This window comes from Conexibacter stalactiti (genome assembly GCF_033542075.1).
Taxonomy (GTDB): domain Bacteria; phylum Actinomycetota; class Thermoleophilia; order Solirubrobacterales; family Solirubrobacteraceae; genus Conexibacter; species Conexibacter stalactiti.
This window is the reverse complement of the sequence record NZ_JAWSTH010000031.1, coordinates 40,512-61,842: the sequence shown is the minus strand read 5'-3', so window position 1 is coordinate 61,842 and position 21,331 is coordinate 40,512. Positions and strand designations below refer to the sequence as shown.

The following is a 21,331-nucleotide window of genomic DNA, read 5'->3' as shown; positions in this document are numbered from 1 at the left end:
CTCCGACTTCCGAGCGCGCCGCGCGCCGGGTGGCCGGCGGCGACGATCAGCAGGCGGCCGCGCTCGGGCACCAGCCGCGCCGGTCGCACGCGGGCCGCGGCTGCCGCCGCGATCGCGTCGGGCCGCTCCAGCCGGACGCTCGTCAGCTGTTCGATCGCGATGCTCATCAGTTCTCCACGAAGTAGCTGCCGGTGCCCTGCCCGCTGCTGAAGTAGCGGCTCGTGACCGTCTTCTTGCGCGTGAAGAAGTCGACCGCGTCGGGGCCGTGCGCGTGCAGGTCGCCGAGGAACGAGTCCTTCCAGCCGGAGAAGGGGAAGAAGGCGACCGGCGCCGCGACGCCGATGTTGACGCCGATCATCCCCGCCTCGACGTCGTGGCGATAGCGGCGGACCGCCGGCGCCGACTCGGTGAAGATCGAGGTGCCGTTGCCGAAGCGGCTGCCGTTGACGATCGCGATCGCCTCGTCGAGCGTCTCGGCCCGCATGATCGCGAGCACCGGCCCGAACACCTCCTCCTGCGCGATCGCCATCCGCGGCGTCACGTCGGTGAGGATCGTCGGGCCGACGAAGGCGCCGCCCGCCGGCAGGTCCTCGCCGGTGGCGCGCCCGTCGACGACGACCGTCGCGCCGTCGGCGACCGCTCTGTCGACCCAGTCGACGATGCGGTCGCGCGCCTCGCAGGAGACGACGGGGCCGACGTCGCTCGCGCTGTCGGCGCCGTCGCCGACCTGGAGCGCGCGCGTCGCCGCCGTCAGCGGCTCCAGCAGGCGCTCGTGCGCCTCGCCGACGGTCACGACCGCCGAGCCGGCCATGCAGCGCTGGCCGGCGGCGCCGAAGGCCGAGCCGATCAGGCCGGCGACCGTCTTGTCGATCACCGCGTCGGGCATCACGACCATGTGGTTCTTCGCTCCGCCGAGCGCCTGCACGCGCTTGCCGGAGCGCGCGGCGCGCTCGTAGACGAGCTTGGCGACCGGTGCGGAGCCGACGAACGAGATCGCGTCGACGCCGGGATGGTCGAGCAGCGACTCGACGACCTCGCGGCCGCCGTTGACGAGGTTGACGACGCCCGGCGGCAGCTCCAGCTCGTGCAGCAGCTCGAAGACGATCTGCTGCGTCAGCGGCACCTGCTCGGAGGGCTTGAGCACGAACGTGTTGCCGCAGCCGATCGCGAACGGCAGGAACCAGAACGGCACCATCATCGGGAAGTTGAACGGCGCGATCGCGGCGCAGACGCCGACCGGCTGGCGCACCGTCTCGGCGTCGATCCCGCGCGAGACGTCCTCCAGGATCCGTCCCTGCATCGTCGTCGGGATCGCGCAGGCGGCCTCGACCATCTCGATCGCGCGGCCGATCTCGGCGCGCGCGTCGATCAGCGTCTTGCCCATCTCGCGCGTGACCGAGGCGGCCAGCTCGTCGGTGCGTGCGACCAGCAGCTCGCGCAGCTTGAAGAGGCGCCGCGCGCGCTCGATCACGTTGACGTCGCGCCAGGCTGGCAGCGCCGCGCGCGCCGCGCTCACCGCCGCGTCCACGTCGGCGGCGAGCGACAGCGGGACACGCGCGAGCAGCTCGCCGCTGGCGGGGTTGGTGACGTCGAGCGCCTCCGTCGCGGCGGGCGGGGTCCACGCGCCGCCGACGTAGTTGTCGAGCGTGCGCACGTCGGTGGGGGTGCTCGTCACGAGCGGTGCTCCTTCGGGATCGGGAGGTCGGTGGTGGCGCCGTCGGCGCGCGTCCATGCGAGCGCCGGGTCGTCCTGGAAGGCCCAGGTCCGGACCGGCCCGGCCATCACGTTGAGGTAGTAGAGGGCGACGCCGGGCGGCGCGGCGACGGCGTGGTAGCCGCGCGGCACCAGCACCAGCTCGCGGTCGGAGAAGGCGACCGTCTCGTCGAGCGTGCGGTCGTCGCTGTAGACGCGCTGGATGCCGAAGCCGTCGGCCGGCGTGACGCGGTGGTAGTAGGTCTCCTCCAGCAGGCACTCGTCCGGCAGCGCGTCGCGGTCGTGCTTGTGCGGCGGGTAGCTCGACCAGTTGCCCGACGGCGTGATCACCTCGGTCACGAGCAGGCTCTCGGCCGCGTCGGAGACCATCAGCACGTCATGGACGGTGCGCTCGTGGCGGTCGTAGCCGCGCGTCGTCGCCGGCACGTCGGCGGCGGCGATCCGCCTTGCGGGGACGCCGCCGTTCGGGGCTGGGGCGAAGCAGAGGCCGACCTCGGCGCCGTCGCCGGCGCCCTCGACCGCGAAGCGGCCGCCGGGCGGCAGGTAGACGGCGTCGGGCGTGCCGGAGAAGGGGTCGGGGCGGCCGCCGACGTCGCGCCACTCGCCGTCCCGCGAGCGGATGTGGACGTGGCCGGCGATCACGACGATGCAGCACTCGCGCCCGTCGCTGTCGCGCTCGGCGACCTGGCCCGGTCTCAGCGTCAGCGCCTCGAAGCCGACGTACGACCAGCCGGCCGAGGCTGGCGTGACGGTGATGAAGGCGCCGTCGGCGGCCGGTTGCGCGGCTGGGCGGACGCGGATCTCACTGCTCATCGATCGGGCTCTCCAGGTGGATGCGCTGACGGGTGCGGTCCTGCTCGTACTGCGCGCGCGCCGCGCGCACCTCGGCGCGCTCGGAGACGGCCGCGACCGGCACGTCCCACCAGCTGTCGTAGCCGCCGACGTTGCCGTAGCGGCCGACCTCGACGTGGATCGCGACGGGGCCGTCGGCGCCGGCGGCCGCGGCCAGCGCGGCGCGCAGCTGCTCCGCGGTCGCGACGCGCGTGACGGGGACGCCGAGCGATGCGACGTTGGCGGCGAGGTCGAGCGGCAGCGGTGCGGGGGCGGCGTCGCTGCCATCGGCGAGCGCGTCGCCGCTCGGCGCGTCGAGGACAGGCGGGCCATCGTCGGACTCGCGCCGGTGATGGGTGCCGAAGCCGGCGATCCCGACCGAGCGCGACAGCGCGCCGATCGAGGCGTAGCCGTGGTTCTGCACGAGCACGAGCACGATTCGCGCGCCGGTCGCCACCGCGGTCACCAGCTCGCCGGAGAGCATCAGGTAGGAGCCGTCGCCGACGAGCACGAAGACCGGCCGCTCCGGCGCGGCCAGCTTGACGCCGATCCCGCCGGGGATCTCGTAGCCCATGCACGAGTAGCCGTACTCGACGTGGTAGCCCTTGCCGAGCGGGTCGCGGGCGCGCCACAGCTTGTGCAGGTCGCCCGGCATCGAGCCGGCCGCCTGCACGACGACGCCGTCGCGGCCGGCGGCGTCGTTGACGGCGCCGATCACGGTCGCCTGGTGCAGGCCGCCGTCGGCGCGCGGCGCGACCAGCCGCGGGACCTCCTCCTCCCACGCCGCCCGCTCGCGCTCGCCGCGGTCGCTCCAGGCGGCGTCGGCGCGGTGATCGCCGAGCGCGGCGGCGAGCGCCTCCAGCGTCGTGCGCGCGTCGCCGACGAGCTGCAGCCCGGCGTGCTTGGCGGCGTCGAAGGCGCAGACGTTGACGTTGACGAAGCGGACGTCCGGGTCCTGGAAGGCCGTCTTCGACGAGGTCGTGAAGTCGCTCCAGCGCGTGCCGATCCCGAGCACGAGGTCGGCGTCGGCGGCGAGCCGGTTGGCGGCGGCCGAGCCGGTCGCGCCGATCGCGCCGAGCGCCCCGACGTGATCGGAGGGCAGCGCGCCGCGGCCGGCGTGCGTCTCGCCGACGGGGATCCCAGTCTCCGTGACGAACGCGCGCAACGCGGCGGTCGCGTGCGAGTAGATCACGCCGCCGCCGGCGACGATCAGCGGCCGCTTCGCGGCACGGATCAGCTCGACCGCGCGCGCGAGCCCCTCGGGGGCGGGCGGCTGGCGCTGCATCAGCCAGGTGCGCGGCGCCAGGAACGCCTGCGGCACCTCGACGACCTCGGTCTGCACGTCCTCCGGCAGCGCCAGCGTGACCGCGCCGGTCTCGGCCGGATCGGTCAGGATCCGCATCGCCTCCAGCGCCGCCGGCACGAGCTGCTCGGGGCGCACGATGCGGTCGAAGTAGACCGAGACCGGCCGCAGCGCGTCGTTGACCGAGACGGTGCCGTCGTCGCGCCGTTCGAGCTGCTGGAGGACCGGGTGCGGGACGCGCGTCGCGAATGTGTCGCCCGGCAGCAGCAGCACCGGCAGGCGGTTGATCGTCGCCAGCGCCGCGCCGGTGACCATGTTGGTCGCGCCCGGCCCGACCGAGGTCGTGACGGCGTAGGTCGCCAGGCGATCGCGCTGGCGCGCGAAGCCGGCCGCCTGGTGGACCATCGCCTGCTCGTTGAAGCCGGGGTGGTACGGGAAGTCGTCGCGGCTGGCCAGCAGCGCCTCGCCGAGGCCGGCGACGTTGCCATGGCCGAAGATCCCCAGGCAGCCGGCGAAGAACGGCGTGCGCACGCCGTCGCGCTCGACCTGCTGCGCGGCGAGGAAGCGCACGAGCGCCTGCGCGACGGTGAGGCGGATGGTCGGCGCGCTCATCGCGAAGACTCCCCGCGAGCGGCGGCGCCGGGCGCGCCCTCGCCGTCGAGCGCATCGCCGGCGAACTCGACCAGCTCGTCCAGCGACGGCATCGCGTCGGCGCAGGCCAGTCTGCCGGCGACGTAGGCGCCGGCGGCGCTCGCCAGCCGCACGCATCTGTCGATCTCCCAGCCGGCCAGCAGCGCGTGGCAGAGCGCGCCGCCGAAGGCGTCGCCGGCGCCGAGGCCGTTGACGACCTCCGTCGGCGACGGCGGCACGTCCCAGCGCCGTTCGCGCGTGGCGACGAGCGTGCCGTCGGGGCCGCGCTTGACGATCGCGACCGCGACGCCCAGCTCCAGCAGCGCGTCGGCGGCGGCGTCGGGATCGCGCGTGCCGACAGCGACCTCGACCTCCTCGCGGTTGCCGACGGCGATCGACGCGTACCGCAGCGCCTCGCGCGCCCAGCGCGTCGCCTCGGCCGGATCGGCCCAGAACATCGGCCGGTGGTCGAGGTCGTGGATCGTCGTCGCCATCGCGCTCGCCTCGCGCCGCTCGCGCAGCGCGGTCAGCGTCGTCGTGCGGCTCGGCTCCTGCGACAGGCCGGTGCCGGTCGTCCAGAGGATGCGCGCGGCGCGGATCGCCTCGAGGTCGAGGTCGGCCTCCGTCAGCTGCAGGTCGGGCGCGCTCGGCTCGCGGTAGAACAGCAGCGGGAAGTGGTCGGGCGGGTGCAGCTCGCAGAAGGTGATCGGCGTGCGCAGGCGCGCGTCGGTGCCGACGAAGCGGTCGTCGACGCCGAAGCGCCACAGCGCGCGCCGGATGTAGGGGCCGAACGGGTCGTCGCCGGTCTTCGTCACGACCGCGCTGCGGTCGCCGAGCCGCGCGGCGGCGACGGCGACGTTGGCCGGGCTGCCGCCGAGCGACTTCGCGAACGTCTCGACGTCGGCCAGCTCGACGCCCGCCTGCTGCGGGTACAAGTCGACGCCGATTCGCCCCATCGTGATGAGATCGAACGGCGTGCTCATGCGCTCGCTCCGTTCGAGCCGGACGCGGACGCCGCGTCGGCCTCGATCTCGGCGAGCGAGACCGGGCGGCGCTCGCGCAGCGAGCGGCCGGCGGCAAGGCCGATCGCCAGCGGCGCGCGGCCGTCGGCGGCGGTCACCGGCGGCGTGCGGCCGTCGCGCAGCGCGGCGACGAACGCCTGCCACTGCGCGAGGTACGCGACGGTGTAGCGGTCGACGAAGAAGTGCGGCAGCGACGGCGCGTGCTCGCCGGCGGCGGTCCGCACGATGCCGGTGTGGGCGCGCGGGTCCTCGGAGGCGGCCATCCCGCGCGAGCCGTGCACCTCGACGCGCTGGTCGTAGCCGTAGGCGGCCTGACGGCTGTTGTCGATCGTCGTCAGGCAGCCGTTCTCGTGCTGCAGCGTGACGACGGCGGTGTCGACGTCGCCGGCCTCGGCGAACTCGGGCCGGATCCGCAGCGCGCCCTGGGCGCTGACGGAGACGACCTCGCTGCCGGTCACAAAGCGCGCCATGTCGAAGTCGTGGATCGTCATGTCGAGGAAGATCCCGCCGGAGTGGCGCACGTACTCCAGCGGCGGCGGCTCGGGATCGCGGCTGGAGATCCGCACGATCTGCGGATCGCCGACGGTGCCGTCGACGACCGCCGCGCGGACCGACGCGTGCGCCGGGTCGAAGCGGCGGTTGAAGCCGATCTGAAACGGCACGCCGGCCGCCTCGACGGCCGCCAGCGCGCGATCCATCTCCGCCAGGTCGAGCGAGATCGGCTTCTCGCAGAAGATCGCCTTGCCGGCCTGCGCGGCGGCGACGATCAGCTCGACGTGCGTGTCGGTGCTGGTGCAGATCGCGACCGCGTCGACGTCGTCGGCGGCCAGCAGCGCGGCGGTGCTGTCGGAGACGGCGACGCCGAGCTGGGTGCCGACCGCGGCGGCGGCGGGAGCGTACGCATCGTGGATGCGGCTGACGCGCGCACCGCCGACCTGCCGGTGCAGCAGCTCGGCGTGCATGCGGCCGATCCGACCGACGCCGAGCACGCCGACGCGCAGCTCGCCGTCCGCCGCGATCGGCAACGGAGCGGCCGTGGCGGCGCTCATCGTGCCGCTCCCGGCAGCGCCGCGGCCGTCTCGGCGAGGAAGGCGAGGCTGGCGGCGACGTCCCGCGCCGGGCCCTCGCCGGGCGCCGGCGGGGCGCCGGTGATCGCCGTGTCCTGCTCCAGCACCGTCCAGCCGTCGTAGCCGTGCGCGGCGAGCTGGCGCACGAGCGCGGCGATCTGCGCGTCGCCCTCGCCGAGCGGGCGAAAGAGGTCGGCCTGGACCGCCTCCATCAGCGTCAGCTCGCCCGCGTTGAGGCGCGCGGCGACGGCGAGGTCGACGTCCTTCAGGTGGACGTGCGCGACGCGGTCGCCGTGGCGGCGGGCGAAGTCGATCGGGTCGTAGCCGCCGATCAGCAGGTGACCGGGGTCGAGGCACCAGCCGGCGGCGGTCGTCTCCAGCAGCCGCTCGACCTCTTCGGCGCGCTCGACGAGCGTGCCGACGTGGGGGTGCACGACGGTCGTGAGGCCGAGCGACTGGGTCAGCTCGGCGACCGCGTCGACGTGGCTGCCGAGCCGCTTCCAGCCGGCCGCGTCGAGCGGCTGCTCGGGCAGCGACCAGTCGTCGGCGCCGACGATCGCGAGCACGAAGGTGTCGGCGCCGGCGGCGGCCATCTTCGTCGCGACGTGGCGGGCGCGCGCGAGCGCCGGCTCGGCGTCGTGCTCGTGCAGCACGAGCGGCACGAAGCCGCCGACGAGCGCGAGCCCGTGCGGCTCCAGCGCGGCGCGGATCGCGCCGGCGTCGAGCGGCAGCCAGTCGTCGAGCGGGCCCAGCTCGGTGGCGCCGATGCCGAGCGCGCTCATCTCCGCGAAGACGCGGTCGGGCGGCAGCATCGCGCCCCAGCCGGGGACCTCGCAGACGCCCCACGAGATCGGCGCGCCGGCGACCCGCCGCAGCCCTGTCCGAACCTCCACCGTCGCTACCTCCACGTCGTCTCCAAGCGCGCGCCGTCGAGCCGCGCGCCATCCGCACGCCGCCGTTAGAGCGCTCTAATTCGTCTGCTGAAATCGGCGGCGCACTGCCGCTGCAGTCGCCGCCCGCGAGTCGTGCGGAGCCTCCGAGTCAACCGTTAGAGCGCTCCAACCCGCTCTTTCACTAAACCACCGCGCGGCCGTCGGCGTCAAGGCCGGCGGTCGGGGCGGGCCGCTGCCGGGGGACTGCAGCTCTACTACCGCATGGCAGCAGCAGAGCTGCAGTGCTGGGCGCGCGGAGGCCGACTCAGCGCGCCGGGCCGGTCGTGCGGCGCACGACCAGTCTCGGCTCCAGCCGCCGCTGCGACTGGACCGTCCGCCCCGCGATCCGCTCCAGCAGCAGCTCCAGCGCGAGCCTGCCCATCTCGTGGCGCGGCTGGTCGACGGTCGTCAGCGAGATGTACTCGAGGCCGGCGAGGAAGGTGTTGTCGAAGCCGACCAGCGAGACGTCCTCCGGGACGCGCACGCCGGCGCGCGTGAAGCCGTCGAGCACGCCGGTCGCCTGCAGGTCGTTGGCGGCGAAGACGGCCGTCGGGAGCGCTCTGCGGCGCAGCAGCTCCTGCGCCGCCTCGACGCCCGACTGCTCGGTGAACTCGCCCGCCAGCGTCTCCGCCAGGTGGCCGAGCCCGAGCTGTCTCATCGCCCGCTGGTAGCCCGAGCGCCGCCCCGACGCGCTCGCGCCGCGGCCGCCGTCGACGTGCACGATCCGCTCGTGGCCGAGCGCGGCGAGGTGGTCGACCGCGAGCCTCGCGCCGAGCCCTTCGTCGGTCGCGACGGAGTCGATCCGCTCGCCGCGCAGCCGGCGGCTGGTCAGCACCGTCGGCACCTCGGCGACCAGCTCGGCGATCTGGCTGGAGGGCATCCGCGGCGAGACGATGATGACCCCGTCGGTGCGGTACTCCAGCAGCGCCTCCAGCAGCGCCCGCTCGCGCTGCGGGCTGCGGCCGCTGGTCGCCAGCAGGACGCGGTAGCCCTCCTGCGAGGCGAGCGCCTCGATTCCGCCGGCGATGTCGGCGAAGAAGGGGTTGGCGAGGTCGTTCAGCAGCACGCCGACCGCCCGCGTCCGGCGCGAGGCGAGGCTGCGCGCCATCGCGTTGGGCCGGTAGCCGATCTCGGCGGCGGCGGCGAGCACCCGCTCGCGCCGTCTCGGGCTGACCTTCGGGCTGTCGCGGAAGACGAGCGAGACGAGCGCTCGCGAGACACCTGCTGCGAGCGCCACGTCGTCCATCGTCGGTTGGCGGCTGCGCTCGGCGGGCATCAGTGAGCGAACGATAGAGCGCGACCGCAGCGCCCGTCCGCGGCGCGATCGCCCGCCACAGCAGGGCTCACGACAGGCGAAACAAATTCGCACACGAACCTGTTTGGTTCTGTGATAACTTGCGCCGAGCTGTTTGAGAGAGCAGGTCGCCGGAGCCTCCGGCGAGAGTGGAGATAGCCCGTGGCAGCAGGTCACAACTCACCTTTTCGGGTGAGCCACAGAAACGCACACGGACATGGCTGCTGACGGCGAGCGGGCATTGGTCCCGGCACAGCGCCGTCAGCAGATCCTGCAAGCGGTGCGGGCCGGCACGGCGCACGTCGCCGAGCTGGCACGGGTCTTCGACGTCTCCGAGATGACCGTCCGCCGCGACCTCCGCGCGCTCGCTCGCGACGGCAAGCTCGAACGGGTCCACGGCGGCGCCGTCGACACCGTCCCCGAGCGGCCGTTCGAGGAGATCGCGCTGAAGGGCCAGGCGGTCAAGAACCGCATCGGCGCCGCGGCCGCCGCGCTCGTCGCCGACGGACAGACGGTGATGATCGACATCGGCACCACCACGCTCCAGGTCGCGCGCCACCTGCGCGGCCGCGACGTCACCGTCGTCACCACCAGCCTCGCCGTCTACGACGAGCTGCGCAACGACCCCGACGTCGAGCTGGTGCTCAGCGGCGGGCTCGTGCGCCGCAACTACCTGTCGCTCGTCGGCGTGCTGGCGGAGGACTCGCTCAAGCAGCTCAACGTCGACATCGCCTTCATCGGCACCAGCGGCGTCGCTGAGGACCTCTCGGTCTGGGACACGACGATGGTCGAGGTCCCGATCAAGCGGGCGATGATCGCCGCCGCCGCCGAGGTCGTCCTGCTGGCCGATGCCGAGAAGTTCTCGATGCCCGGCGCCGTCCGCATCTGCGGCGCCGACTCCCTCCACCACATCGTCACCGACGCGGACATCCCGGCAACGCGCCGCGCGGCCATCGAAGACGCCGGAATCGAGGTAACCATCGCATGAAAGTCACGATCGTCGGCGGCGGGGGATTCCGGGTGCCCCTGGTGTACACCGCCTTGCTCGGCCTCTCGCAGAGGCTCGGCATCGACGAGCTGGTCCTGCACGACGTCGAGCAGGCGCGGCTGGAGCGGATCGCGCCGGTGCTCGAAGGGCTCGCCGCCGAGCGCGGGGTGACGCTGCCGTTCCGCGGCACGACCGACCTCGTCGACGCCGTCCGCGACGCCGAGTTCGTGCTCTGCGCGATCCGCGTCGGACAGCTCGAGGGCCGCGTCGTCGACGAGAGCGTCCCGCTCGGCCTCGGCGTGCTCGGCCAGGAGACGACCGGCCCCGGCGGCCTCTGCTTCGCGCTGCGCACGATCCCGGTGATGATGCAGCTGGCCGAGACGATGGCCGAGTACGCGCCGAACGCGTGGCTGATCAACTTCACCAACCCCGCCGGCATGGTCACCGAGGCCGTCCAGCGGGTGCTCGGCGAGCGCGCGATCGGGATCTGCGACTCGCCGGCCGGGCTGCTGCGCCGCGCCGCGCGCGCGCTCGACCGCGAGCCCTCCGAGCTGTGGTTCGACTACTTCGGGCTCAACCACCTCGGCTGGCTGCAGGGGATCAGAGACGGCGCGCGCGAGCTGCTGCCGGAGCTGCTCTCGAGCGACGCCCGCCTCGACACCTTCGAGGAGGGGCGCCTGTTCGGCGGCGAGTGGCTGCGCACGCTGGAGATGCTCCCGAACGAGTACCTCTACTACTTCTACTACGCGGCCGACACCGTCAACGCGATCCGCGAGAGCCCCAATTCGCGCGGCTCCTTCCTGCTGGACCAGCAGCGCGCCTTCTACGCCGAGGGCGCGCAGCCGCCGGCCGAAGCGCTCGAGCGCTGGCGCAAGACGCGCCACGACCGCGAGCGCACCTACATGGCCGAGGCGCGCAACGCGGCCGGCGACTGCCACGAGCACGAGGCCGACGCCAACGGCGGCTACGAGGGCGAGGCGATGGCGGTGCTGGAGGCGATCGCCGGCAACACGCAGGCGCTTCTGATCCTCAACACCGCCAACCGCTCCAGCCTCCCCTTCCTCGACGAGAAGGCGGTCGTCGAGGTCCCCTGCATCGTCGGCCGCACCGGGCCGGTGCCGATCGCCGTCGGCGAGGTCGCGCCGCATGCGCGCGCGCTCGTGGAGACGATGAAGGACGTTGAGCGCACGACGATCGACGCCGCGATCTCGGGCTCGCGTCAGCAGGCGATCCGCGCGATCGCGCTGCACCCGCTCGTCCCCTCGGTGACGACCGCGCGCGAGATCTTCGACGGCTACTGCGAGCGCCTGCCCGGCCTCAAGGAGGCGTTCCCCGCGTGACCGAGCGCGTCGAGCTCGTCTGCGGCGACCCCGCCTTCGTCGACCTCACCTTCGCGGGCCTCGACGGCCTGCCGGGACCGGGCGAGGAGCGCCACGCGCGCGACCTGCTGCGCTCGCCCGGCGGCGCCGCGACGGTCGCGATCGGGGCCGCGCGGCTGGGGCTGTCGGTCGCGCTTGCGACGCCGCTGGGGGCAGACCCCGAGGGCGACTTCCTGCGCGCCGCGCTGGCGGCCGAGGGCGTCCGCTGCGCCGATCGCACGGTCTCGCGCACGCCCGTGACGGCGGTGCTGCCGTGGGACGGCGAGCGCGCGATGGCGACCTTCCTGCCGCAGCCGCCGCTGCAGCCGGCCGACGTCGCGGCGTTCGCGCCGCGAGCGGTCGTGCTGTCGCTGCCGTGGCTGCACTGCGCGCCGGCCGGCGCCGCGCTCTACGTGACGGTCGGCGACGCCGAGGCGCGCGCCGCCGCCGGCGCGCTGCCGGACGGTCTCGCAGCGGCGCGCGCGCTGATCGTCAACGCGCGCGAGGCGACGCTGCTGGCCGGCGAGGACGATCCCGTCGCCGCTGCCCGAAAGCTCGCCGAGACGGTGCCGCGCGTCGTCGTGACGCTCGGCCCCGACGGCGCGCTGGCGGTCGAGCGGGGCGAGCTGGTGCGCGTGCCCGGCGTCGCCGTCGCGGCGGTCGACACGACCGGCGCCGGCGACCTCTTCACTGCCACCTACATCTGGTCGGAGCTGCGCGGGGCGGGACCCGGGCTCCGTCTGCACTGGGCCTGCCTCGCGGCGGCCCTGTCGGTGCGCGTCCCCACCGCGGTGGCGGGCGCGCAATCGATCGACGGGCTCGCTGCGGCGGGCAAGGAGCGCGGGCTGGCGTTGCCGGCCTCTATGACCACTGAGATCCTGGGAGGATCGGAATGAAGGCAGCGAGATGGCTGGGTTCACTGGCCGTCGTCGGAGCCGCGGCGCTGGCGATCGGCTGCGGTACGCCGGGCGAGGACAGCGACAGCGGTTCGACGAGCAGCACGCCCGCGACGACGGCGTCGAGAGCGCCCGACGTGGCGGCGGCCGGCGACGTGACGCTGACGGTCTGGGACCAGGAGGTCCGCGGCGGTCAGGCGGCGCAGATCAAGGAACTGAACAGACAGTTCCAGGCGAAGTACCCGAACGTCACGATCAGACGTGTCGCGAAGTCGTTCGACGACCTCAACACGACGCTGAAGCTGGCGGTCTCCGGCCCCGACGCGCCTGACGTCGTGCAGGCCAACCAGGGGCTCGGCGTGATGGGCCAGCTCGTCAGAGGCAGACTGCTGCGGCCGGTCGACGACTACGCGAGAGTCTACGACTGGGAGTCGCGCTACCCGAGCCTGCTGATCGACCTCAACCGCTTCGAGGCCGACGGCACGAGATTCGGCAGCGGCGACCTCTACGGCCTCTCGCAGATGGGCGAGATCGTCGGCGTCTTCTACAACAAGAGACTCGTCAGAGAGCTGCCGAGAACGCTCGAGGAGTTCGAGGCCCAGCTGGAAGCGGCGAGAGCCGCGGGCGACGTCCCGATCCAGTTCGGCAACCTCGACAAGTGGCCCGGCATCCACGAGTACGAGACCGTGCTCGGCCAGGTCGCCGACAAGCAGGAGGTGCGCGACTTCACCTTCCAGACCGACGGCGCGAGCTTCGACACCGCCGGCTTCAGAGACGGCGCGACGAAGCTGCAGGAGTGGGCCGACAAGGGCTACTTCACGCCTGACTTCAACGGCGTCGGCTACGACCCCGCGTGGCAGCAGTTCGCGAAGGGCAACGGCCACTTCCTGATCGCCGGCACGTGGCTGGTCGCCGACCTCGCCGACCAGATGGGCGATGACGTCGGCTTCATGCTCATGCCCGGCAGAGAGGCCGGCGGCGATCCCGTCGCGCTCGGCGGCGAGGGCCTGCCGTTCACGATCACGTCGAAGTCGGCCAACCCCGACGTCGCCGCCGCGTACATCGACTTCCTCACGGACGAGAACGCCGCCAGAGTGCTGACGGAGACGAACAACCTCGCCGCGATGAAGCTGCCGACGCCGGCCGCCGCCCCCGGGCTGCCGACCGACGTCGCGGAGGCGTGGAGAACGCTCGGCGAGGTCGACGGCCTGATCCCGTACCTCGACTACACGACGCCGACGTTCGGCGACGACCTCGGCGGCGCGATCCAGGAGCTGACGGCCGGCAAGCAGACGCCGGACGAGTTCACCGCCGGCATCCAGCAGAGAGTCGAAGACTCGAAGGCAGGCAGCTGACCGATGGCGCCGCGGCTCGCCACCGTCGCCGACCGCTCGCCTGGCGAGCCGCGGCGCATCGGCTACCTCTACCTGCTGCCCGCCTTCCTGCTGTTCGGCGCGTTCGTCCTGTTCCCGCTCGGCCACAGCCTCTGGCTGTCGCTGTTCGCGTGGGACGGGGTGACGGCCGGCAGATGGGTCGGGCTCGACAACTACGGCGACGTGCTGTCGGACGGCGAGCTGCGCTCGTCGTTCGTGCACGCGCTCGTGCTGATCGTCTTCTACGCCGTGCTGCCCGTCCTGATCGGCCTGCTGCTGGCGGGCGCGGCGGCACGCGTGGAAGTGCGCGGCTTCACCTTCTTCCGCGTCGTCCTGTTCCTGCCGCAGGTCGTCGCGATGGTCGTCGTCGCCGTCATGTGGCGGATGATCTACGACCCCAACGACGGCCCGCTCAACGAGGCGCTGCGCGCGGTCGGGCTCGACGGCCTGACGAAGTCGTGGCTCGGTGACTTCGACGTCGCGCTGCCGGCCGTCGGCCTCGTCGGCACGTGGGTCTGGTACGGCCTCGCGATGGTGCTGCTGACGGCGGGCGTGCAGAAGATCCCCAAGAGCCTCTACGACGCCGCGCGCGTCGACGGCGCCGGGCCGGTGCACGAGTTCTTCGCCGTCACGCTGCCCGCGCTGCGCGGGGAGATCGCGGTCGCGCTGACGCTGACGACGGTCGCCGCGCTGCGCAACTTCGACCTCATCTACAACACGACGAAGGGCGGCCCGGGCGACGCGACGTCGGTCCCCGCCTTCCAGGTCTACGACCGCGCCTTCCTGACCGGCGAGGTCGGCTCGGCCTCCGCGATCGGGGTGACGCTCGTCGCGATCATCTTCGTCATCACCTTCTGCATCAACCGCTTCGCCGACCGAGGTGCCGCACGATGACCAGCCAACGCGAGAAGGCGGTCACGTACGCCATCCTCGGCGTCTTCTCCCTGCTGGCGCTGCTGCCGGTCGTCGGGATCATCTTCACCGCGCTGCAGGAGCCCGGCGGCGCGGCCGGCTTCGGCCGCTTCGACGGCTTCCACCTCAGCAACTTCCAGCGCGCCTGGGAGCAGGGCAACTTCGGCGACTACCTGCGCTCCAGCGGGATCGTCGTGGTCGCGGTCGTCGGCGTCTCCTCGGTGCTGTCGATCATGGCCGGGTACGCCTTCGGGCAGATGCGCTTCCGCGGCTCCGAGGTGCTCTTCTACGTCTTCCTGCTCGGCCTGATGATCCCGACCGAGGCGATCATCGTGCCGCTCTACTACGACCTGCGCGACCTCAGCCTGACGAACACCTACTGGGCGCTGATCCTGCCGCAGATCGGCACCTCGGTCGCGTTCGGCACCTTCTGGATGCGCGCCTTCTTCCGCTCGGTCCCCTCCTCGCTGGTCGAGGCGGCGCGGATCGACGGGGCGTCGAGCTGGCTGACGCTGTGGCGCGTGCTGCTGCCGCTGGCGCGGCCGGCCGTGCTGACGATGTGCGTGCTGCTGTTCATGTGGACGTGGAACGAGTTCCTGCTGGCGCTCGTGATGGTCACCGACGAGGCCCTGCGCACGGCGCCGCTGGGGCTCAGCTTCTTCCAGGGCCGCAACTCGTCGGACCTGACGCTGCTCGCGGCCGGTGCCGTGATCGTCGCCACGCCCGTCGTCGTCCTCTACGTGTTCCTCCAGCGCCACTTCATCCGGGGCATGGTCTCCGGCGCCGTCAAGGGATAGGAAATGTCAGCAGTCAAGTTCACCGACGTGCACAAGCGCTTCGGCGGCGTCGTCGCCGTCAGCGGCCTTTCGCTCGACATCGCCGACGGCGAGTTCATGGTCCTCGTCGGGCCCTCCGGCTCCGGCAAGACGACGGCGCTGCGGATGCTCGCCGGGCTCGAGTCGGTGACCGAGGGCGAGGTGCGGATCGGCGAGCGCGTCGTCAACAGAATCGCTCCCGGCGAGCGCGACATCGCGATGGTCTTCCAGGACTACGCGCTCTATCCGCAGATGACGGTCTTCCAGAACCTCGCGTTCGGGCTCAAGCGGCGCAAGACGCCGAAGCCGGAGATCGAGCGGCGCGTGAAGGCGGCCGCCGTCTCGCTCGACATCGAGCGCTACCTGGAGCGCAAGCCCGGCCAGCTCTCCGGCGGCCAGGCGCAGCGAGTCGCGCTCGGCCGCGCGCTCGTGCGCGAGCCGCAGGTCTTCCTGATGGACGAGCCGCTCTCGAACCTCGACGCGAAGCTGCGCACGCGCACGCGCGGCGAGATCAAGCGGCTGCAGCAGGAGGTCAACACGACGACCGTCTACGTCACGCACGACCAGGTCGAGGCGATGACGATGGGCGACCGGATCGCGGTCATGAACAACGGCGTGCTGGAGCAGGTCGGCACGCCGGAGGAGCTGTACGAGCATCCCGCCAACGTCTTCGTCGGCGGCTTCATCGGCAGCCCGCCGATGAGCTTCTTCAACGCCTCCACGGGCGCGGAGGGCGGCGGCACGCGGCTGCGCTCGGGCGCGATCGACGTGCTCGTGCCGGGGCTCGACGGGCTGCCGGCCGAGGTGACCGTCGGCGTGCGGCCGGAGTGCGCGCAGCCGTGGGATCCGCAGGCGGGGCTGGTCGGCCCGGTCGCCGGCGAGGTCGCGTGGGTCGAGGCGCTCGGACGCGAGACCTTCGTCGGCGTCAACGTCGACGGCGGCGCGGGCGGCGAGCCGACGCAGGTCGTCGTCCACCACGGCGGCCGCGCGACGCTGCTGCCCGGCGATCCGCTCGAGTTCGGCCTCGCGCCGAGATCGCTGCGCTACTTCGACGCCGCCGACGGCGGCGCGATCAGACGATGACCCCCTCCGAGGTCCTGCTGTCGGAGATCCGTGCGCAGCCGGAGGTCTGGCGCGCGGCGCTGGAGCGGCGCGACGCGGTCGCCGCGACCGCCGCGCGGCTGGCGGCGGCGCCGCCGACGCTGGTGCGCGTCGCCGGCCACGGCACCTCCGACCACGCCGCGATCTACGCCAGCTATCTGCTGCGGCTGCTGTGCGGCTGGACGGTCGTGCGCGACTCGATCTCGCTGCCGCTCTACTACGGCCTGCCGGCGGCGAAGCCGGGCGAGCTGGCGATCGGCATATCGCAGTCGGGCGAGACGCCCGACGTCGTCGAGTGGCTGCGCGCGGCGAAGGCCGGCGGCGCGACGACGCTCGCGGTCACCAACGGCGAGCGCTCGGCGCTGGCCGATGCCGCCGACCACCTGCTGCCGGTCGGCGCCGGCGCCGAGCAGTCGATCGCGGCGACGAAGACCTACACCGGCACGCTCGTCGCGTTCGCGCTGCTGGCCGGCGCGCTCGCCGGCCGCGGCGACCAGCTCGCCGCCGGCGTGGCGGAGGCGGCCGATGCCGCTGACGCGACGCTGCCGGGGCTGGAGCGAGCGGTCGAGCCGGTCGCCGAGGCACTGGCCCCGGCGCAGCGGATGTACCTGTCGGCGCGCGGGCTGGAGCTGGCGACCGCCTACGAGATCTCGCTGAAGCTGACCGAGGTCTGCTACGTCGGGGCGAAGGCGATGTCGGCGACGGCGATGGCGCACGGCCCGGTCGCCGCGCTCGACGAGACGCTGCCGGTGTGGCTGATCGCCGCGCGCGACGCGACATTGCCGGCGGTGCGCGAGGCGGCTCAGCGCGCGATCGCCGCGAGGGCGCCGGTCGTCGCCTCCGGCGCCGCCGCCGGCCAGCTGGAGGGCGCCGCGCACGTGCTCCAGACGCCGGCGCTCGGCGAGCCGCTGCTGTCGCCGCTGCTGTCGGTCCTGCCCGGCCAGCTGTTCGCGGTCGCGCTGGCGCACGCCAAGGGCATCGACCCGGGCGCGCCGCGGCACCTGCGCAAGGTGACCTCGGCCGCCTGAGGCAGCTCCCTCGACCCGCGAGCGCGGCGCCGAACCGGCGTCGCGTTCGCTCGTGGCTAATCTGTTCGAAGTTGTGAACTTCTGCGCGGGTGCTCTGACCGGGCTTTTCACACTTCACCACGGGTTTCTTGACATGTCTTTCACAGGCATTTAGGTTGAACTTCTCACCAACGCTGTTCGAACTCGTCCGAAGCTGTGAAGTTGTTCGGGCCGACGATCGGAGCGTGGGAGATGTCCCTAAAGGAGGAAGCGGTGTGAAGCGCCTTGGTGCAGCAGTAGCGGCGGCAGCGGGGGCCGTCCTGATCGCGGCGGGAGCGGCGCAAGCCGCACCCGCGCCGACGTACACGGCCGGAAGAGCCGTGAAGATCAACGTGATGGGGGAGTGGGCGCACCCCGATGACGACACGAGCATCATCGGGCCGTGCGGTGTCTGGCACGAGCGCTACGGCACCAAGTGCGGGATCATCATGGTCACGCGCGGCGAGGGCGGCGGCAACGGCGCCGGCACCGAGATCGGCCCGGCGCTCGGCCTGCGGCGCGAGAACGAGGACCGCGTCGCCCACTACCGCTCCGGCACGGTCGACATCTTCAACCTCGACCGCGTCGACTTCTTCTACAACCTCAGCGCACCGCTGACGCAGTTCGTCTGGAGACAGAACGAGACGCTGCGCCGCATCACGCGGATCATCCGCATGACGCAGCCGGACGTCTACATCGGCTTCAACCCGACGATCCAGGGCGCCGGCCACGGCAACCACCAGCAGGCCGGCCGCTACATCTGGGAAGGCATGCAGGCCGCAGCCGACCCGACGATGTACCCCGAGCAGCTGACCGGGCCGGGCGCGCTCAGCACCTGGCAGGTGAAGAAGGTCTTCTCCGGCGGCTCGACCACCGGCACCGGCGGCAACGCGCTCGCGAAGGAGTGCACGACCGGCTTCGTCCCGGGCGCCGCCAACCTCGACACCGTCGCCGGCGTCTGGCTCGGCTACGACTCGCCCTACACGTGGGCCGCGGGCAACGTCCAGGGCAAGCCGGCCGGCTCGCCGAAGACGTGGGCGCAGGTCGCCTCCGAGGGCCGCCTCGCCTACCCGACGCAGAGCCGCGTGATGCAGCAGGGCGTCGCCGATCCGAGCTGCTCGCGCTTCGGGCAGACGTTCGCGACCGTCCCCTTCCAGCCGAACACGACGGACGGCACCACGCCGAACCCGCTCGCGGGCAAGGACGACGCGATCCTCTACGGCGCCTCGGTCCAGGACCCGGGCGGCCTGCCGCTCGGCACCAGCCAGCGGGTCACCTTCTCGGAGTTCTACAACGTCCCCGGCGCCTCGTTCACCGCGACGGTGCGGCTGAAGTCGGGCGGGGCGACGATCCCGGCCGGCACGGTCGCGCTGAGAGTCCCGGCCGGCTGGACGGTCGACGCGCCCTCCAAGGCGCTGCCGGCGACCAGCTCGACCGCTGAGACGGCAGTCGCCTTCACGGTGACGCCGGCGGCCGGCGCGACACTCGGCAACGCGAAGATATCGGCGCTCGTGACCTCCGGCTCGGCGACGGGCTACACCGACGGCGTCGTCCAGGTCGTCTCGCCGGTCGAGGGCCGTCTCGAGCGCTGGGGCACCTGGGCCGAGTACGACGAGTGGGCGCAGGAGACCGCGCCGCTGGCGCGCCGCCTCGGTCGCTCCCAGGCGCTGCAGTCGATCGGCGTCGGCGAGACGAAGACGATCACCGTCGACGTCCGCAACTGGTCGACGACGGCGCAGACCGGCGACGTGACGCTCAACCTGCCGGCCAACTTCACCGCCGACTCGGCGACGAAGCCGTACGGCACGCTCGCCGCCGGCGACGAGACGTCGGTCGACTTCGCGGTCACCAGCACGCACACCTCGCTGCCGGCGACGCAGACGCCGACGATCGAGATCAGAACGGGCTACAGCGCGCCGAGCGCGGGCAGCGGCTCGGAGACGATGACGCTCGCCGTCGTGCCGACGACGACGATCCCCGAGGCGGCGACCGCCCCGGTCGTCGACGGCACCTACTCGGCTGGCGAGTACAGCGGTGAGAGACTCGACATCGGCCGCAGATGGGAAGGGTCGAAGACCTGCACCCCGGCCGGCGTCGACTGCGGCTCCGACGGCAGCGCCGCGGGCGACCCGAGAACGAGCTGGGCGCAGGTCTCGCACAGAGGCGACGCGCTCTACTTCTGGGTCCACGTGCAGGACGACTACCAGGGCTACGCGATCAGACCGGCCGAGTGCGTCGCGCACTGGCTGGCCGACTCGGTCGAGCTGCTGATCGACCCGCGCGGCACCGCCAACGAGTCGACCTTCGACACGGGCAACACGTTCAAGCTCGGGATCTTCCCGTACTCGAACGACCCCGACGGCAGCAACGGCAACGGCGTCAACGGCCCCTGCTGGTCGCGCGACGCCGACAACCACCAGGGCTACTCGACCGGTCCGCTGGCGGCCACGGTCGCCGGCGCCCCGAACGCCCCCGGCGTCGAGGTCAAGTCGACGGCCAGATGGGTCGGCACCAACGAGACGACCGTCAGCCACTCCTACGGCGGCGGCTACGACCTCGAGGTGAAGATCCCGATGGCGGTCCTGCCGGCGGCGGTCGACCCGGCCAACATGCAGCTCAACATCACCCCCTACGACAACGACAACAACGCTGCCGCGGGCACGACCGCGCTGCGGCACATCGACGCCAACCAGACGCGTCTCGCGTGGTCGGCGATCAACGGCGTGCAGGCCGCGCCGTACCGCTGGGGCCGCACGAGACTCACCGGCTACACGCCGCCGCCCGGCCGTCCGACGACGCCGGCCGATCCGAAGCTGTCGAACGGCAACCTCGACGGCGCGACCTCGCCGCAGACGATCGCGCAGTCGGCCCGGGACGGCGTCCCGATCGCCGGCCGCGCGCCCGCTCCGGCGAGCAACCGCCTGACGGTCTCGAACGTGACGCTGACGGCCGATGGCGCTGAGCTGGACGTCGCGTCCAGCGGCAGCGGCACCGCGCGCGTGTACCTGTGGTCGGGCCTGACCGGCTCGATCCCGGTGTACACGAGCAGCTGCCGGGCGCCCGACACCGAGACGTCGCTGCTCGATCTCGCCAGCTTCGGTCTCGACGCCTGCAACGTCACCGACGGCGGCTACCCGGCGTGGGGCAGCGACCAGAGCGGTCGCGTCGTCGCCTCGACCGAGCTGGCCGTGACGGCCGGCACGCAGCACGTGAAGATCCCGCTCGACGCCGCCGGCCGCGCGAAGCTGGCCAAGGACGGCGCCGCGCTGGTCTCCTACGTGACGCCGGCCGACGAGGTGCAGGCGCTGTCGCTGCCGCTCGCCCAGGCGAAGCTGACGGTGACGGCAGCCGAGGTCGCCGACGCCGACGGCCCGGCCGAGGTCGAGCTGCGGGCGCGTGTCGTCGGGACGAACCCGTTCCCCGGCGCCGCGACCGGCAGCGTGCAGTTCCAGGTCGACGGCGCCGACGTCGGCGCGCCGGTGAAGGTCGACGCGCAGGGCCGTGCCGAGCGCACGACCGCGACGATCGACAGCGTCGCCGGCCACACCGTCACCGCGCGTTACAGCGGCGACGGCGACTACGCGCCGCGCAGCGCGACCTACACCGGTCGCGCGACGGAGGGTCCGGCAGGTCCCACCGGCCCGAGCGGTCCCGCCGGCCCGAGCGGTCCGGCGGGCCCGACCGGTCCCGCCGGTCCGAGAGGCGCGAGAGGGGCGAAGGGCGACAAGCTGCTCATCGCCGTCTCCTGCCAGGTCGTCAGAGGCCGCACCGTCAAGTGCACGGTGAAGGAGTCGAAGGCCGGCGCCAAGCGCAGCAAGCTGTCGGCGACCGTGAAGCTCGCCGGCAGCCGCAAGGTCGCGAAGCGCAGCGGCCGCGGCACGGTCACGCTGACGGTCAGATCGGCCCGCGCGGTCAAGCGCGGCCAGAAGGTCGCCGTCACCGTCACGAAGGAAGGCAAGACGGTCAAGACGACCGTCAAGGCGAGCGGCAGAGCAGTGCTGCCGATCGTCGTCGGATGAACCCACGGGGAGCGGCTGCGGCCGCTCCCCG

Annotated in this window: 16 protein-coding genes; 9 read left to right on the top strand and 7 right to left on the bottom strand. The window is 72.9% G+C overall.

The genetic code is table 11. From position 1 onward, the window contains the following. Positions 1–166: 166 nt before the first annotated feature. The 7 genes from R7226_RS13565 to R7226_RS13535 all read right to left on the bottom strand — a co-directional run bounded on the left by R7226_RS13565 (position 167) and on the right by R7226_RS13535 (position 8,774). Positions 167–1,675 (bottom strand): CoA-acylating methylmalonate-semialdehyde dehydrogenase, encoded by a 1,509-nt coding sequence (locus tag R7226_RS13565; RefSeq protein WP_318597705.1) that lies wholly within the window; start codon positions 1,673–1,675, stop codon positions 167–169. Then, a complete protein-coding gene (iolB, locus tag R7226_RS13560) occupies positions 1,672–2,526 on the bottom strand; it encodes a 5-deoxy-glucuronate isomerase (protein WP_318597704.1) in 855 nt (284 codons plus the stop codon). Before iolB ends, R7226_RS13565 begins: the two co-directional genes overlap by 4 nt. Continuing rightward, complete coding sequence (gene iolD, locus R7226_RS13555; RefSeq protein ID WP_318597703.1) at positions 2,516–4,459, bottom strand: 3D-(3,5/4)-trihydroxycyclohexane-1,2-dione acylhydrolase (decyclizing); 1,944 nt, start codon at positions 4,457–4,459, stop codon at positions 2,516–2,518. The genes iolB and iolD overlap by 11 nt, the downstream gene beginning before the upstream one ends. Beyond that, positions 4,456–5,460 (bottom strand): 5-dehydro-2-deoxygluconokinase, encoded by a 1,005-nt coding sequence (gene iolC / locus R7226_RS13550; RefSeq protein ID WP_318597702.1) that lies wholly within the window; start codon positions 5,458–5,460, stop codon positions 4,456–4,458. Before iolC ends, iolD begins: the two co-directional genes overlap by 4 nt. Further along, complete coding sequence (iolG, locus tag R7226_RS13545) at positions 5,457–6,548, bottom strand: inositol 2-dehydrogenase (RefSeq protein ID WP_318597701.1); 1,092 nt, start codon at positions 6,546–6,548, stop codon at positions 5,457–5,459. Before iolG ends, iolC begins: the two co-directional genes overlap by 4 nt. After that, positions 6,545–7,459, bottom strand: a complete 915-nt coding sequence (locus R7226_RS13540) for a sugar phosphate isomerase/epimerase family protein (protein ID WP_318597700.1) — start codon at positions 7,457–7,459, stop codon at positions 6,545–6,547. Before R7226_RS13540 ends, iolG begins: the two co-directional genes overlap by 4 nt. A 304-nt stretch (positions 7,460–7,763) precedes the next feature. Continuing rightward, positions 7,764–8,774 carry a LacI family DNA-binding transcriptional regulator gene (locus tag R7226_RS13535; protein ID WP_318597699.1) on the bottom strand — a complete coding sequence of 337 codons (1,011 nt, stop codon included), beginning with the start codon at positions 8,772–8,774 and terminating at the stop codon, positions 7,764–7,766. Positions 8,775–9,033: 259 nt separating this feature from the next. Here R7226_RS13535 and R7226_RS13530 point away from each other — a divergent pair, with 259 nt between their 5' ends. From R7226_RS13530 to R7226_RS13490, 9 genes are all read left to right on the top strand, one after another. Beyond that, positions 9,034–9,780, top strand: coding sequence for a DeoR/GlpR family DNA-binding transcription regulator (locus R7226_RS13530; RefSeq protein ID WP_404827834.1), 747 nt, complete (start codon positions 9,034–9,036; stop codon positions 9,778–9,780). Beyond that, positions 9,777–11,120, top strand: coding sequence for a 6-phospho-beta-glucosidase (locus R7226_RS13525; protein ID WP_318597697.1), 1,344 nt, complete (start codon positions 9,777–9,779; stop codon positions 11,118–11,120). Before R7226_RS13530 ends, R7226_RS13525 begins: the two co-directional genes overlap by 4 nt. Next, positions 11,117–12,034: a carbohydrate kinase family protein gene (locus tag R7226_RS13520; RefSeq protein WP_318597696.1), complete on the top strand. Its 918-nt coding sequence runs from the start codon at positions 11,117–11,119 to the stop codon at positions 12,032–12,034. Before R7226_RS13525 ends, R7226_RS13520 begins: the two co-directional genes overlap by 4 nt. Then, complete coding sequence (locus tag R7226_RS13515) at positions 12,031–13,389, top strand: extracellular solute-binding protein (RefSeq protein WP_318597695.1); 1,359 nt, start codon at positions 12,031–12,033, stop codon at positions 13,387–13,389. The genes R7226_RS13520 and R7226_RS13515 overlap by 4 nt, the downstream gene beginning before the upstream one ends. Before the next feature lie 3 nt (positions 13,390–13,392). Further along, positions 13,393–14,301: a carbohydrate ABC transporter permease gene (locus tag R7226_RS13510; RefSeq protein ID WP_318597694.1), complete on the top strand. Its 909-nt coding sequence runs from the start codon at positions 13,393–13,395 to the stop codon at positions 14,299–14,301. Then, positions 14,298–15,116 carry a carbohydrate ABC transporter permease gene (locus tag R7226_RS13505; RefSeq protein WP_318597693.1) on the top strand — a complete coding sequence of 273 codons (819 nt, stop codon included), beginning with the start codon at positions 14,298–14,300 and terminating at the stop codon, positions 15,114–15,116. Before R7226_RS13510 ends, R7226_RS13505 begins: the two co-directional genes overlap by 4 nt. A gap of 3 nt (positions 15,117–15,119) precedes the next feature. After that, positions 15,120–16,217 (top strand): ABC transporter ATP-binding protein, encoded by a 1,098-nt coding sequence (locus tag R7226_RS13500; RefSeq protein ID WP_318597692.1) that lies wholly within the window; start codon positions 15,120–15,122, stop codon positions 16,215–16,217. Further along, the gene (locus R7226_RS13495) at positions 16,214–17,263 is read left to right on the top strand and encodes an SIS domain-containing protein (RefSeq protein WP_318597691.1); all 1,050 of its coding nucleotides are present in this window, start codon (positions 16,214–16,216) and stop codon (positions 17,261–17,263) included. The genes R7226_RS13500 and R7226_RS13495 overlap by 4 nt, the downstream gene beginning before the upstream one ends. A 254-nt stretch (positions 17,264–17,517) precedes the next feature. Beyond that, complete coding sequence (locus R7226_RS13490; RefSeq protein WP_318597690.1) at positions 17,518–21,300, top strand: PIG-L family deacetylase; 3,783 nt, start codon at positions 17,518–17,520, stop codon at positions 21,298–21,300. The last annotated feature ends 31 nt before the right edge of the window (positions 21,301–21,331 follow it).

Excerpts from the sequence above, each read along its gene's own strand:
- iolD (WP_318597703.1), bottom strand. The coding sequence starts at position 4,459 with ATGAGCGCGCCGACCATCCGCCTCACCGTCGCGCAGGCGCTCGTGCGC.
- iolC (WP_318597702.1), bottom strand. The coding sequence starts at position 5,460 with ATGAGCACGCCGTTCGATCTCATCACGATGGGGCGAATCGGCGTCGAC.
- iolB (WP_318597704.1), bottom strand. The coding sequence starts at position 2,526 with ATGAGCAGTGAGATCCGCGTCCGCCCAGCCGCGCAACCGGCCGCCGAC.
- R7226_RS13535 (WP_318597699.1), bottom strand. The coding sequence starts at position 8,774 with ATGCCCGCCGAGCGCAGCCGCCAACCGACGATGGACGACGTGGCGCTC.
- R7226_RS13515 (WP_318597695.1), top strand. The coding sequence starts at position 12,031 with ATGAAGGCAGCGAGATGGCTGGGTTCACTGGCCGTCGTCGGAGCCGCG.
- iolG (WP_318597701.1), bottom strand. The coding sequence starts at position 6,548 with ATGAGCGCCGCCACGGCCGCTCCGTTGCCGATCGCGGCGGACGGCGAG.
- R7226_RS13510 (WP_318597694.1), top strand. The coding sequence starts at position 13,393 with ATGGCGCCGCGGCTCGCCACCGTCGCCGACCGCTCGCCTGGCGAGCCG.
- R7226_RS13500 (WP_318597692.1), top strand. The coding sequence starts at position 15,120 with ATGTCAGCAGTCAAGTTCACCGACGTGCACAAGCGCTTCGGCGGCGTC.
- R7226_RS13525 (WP_318597697.1), top strand. The coding sequence starts at position 9,777 with ATGAAAGTCACGATCGTCGGCGGCGGGGGATTCCGGGTGCCCCTGGTG.
- R7226_RS13505 (WP_318597693.1), top strand. The coding sequence starts at position 14,298 with ATGACCAGCCAACGCGAGAAGGCGGTCACGTACGCCATCCTCGGCGTC.
- R7226_RS13495 (WP_318597691.1), top strand. The coding sequence starts at position 16,214 with ATGACCCCCTCCGAGGTCCTGCTGTCGGAGATCCGTGCGCAGCCGGAG.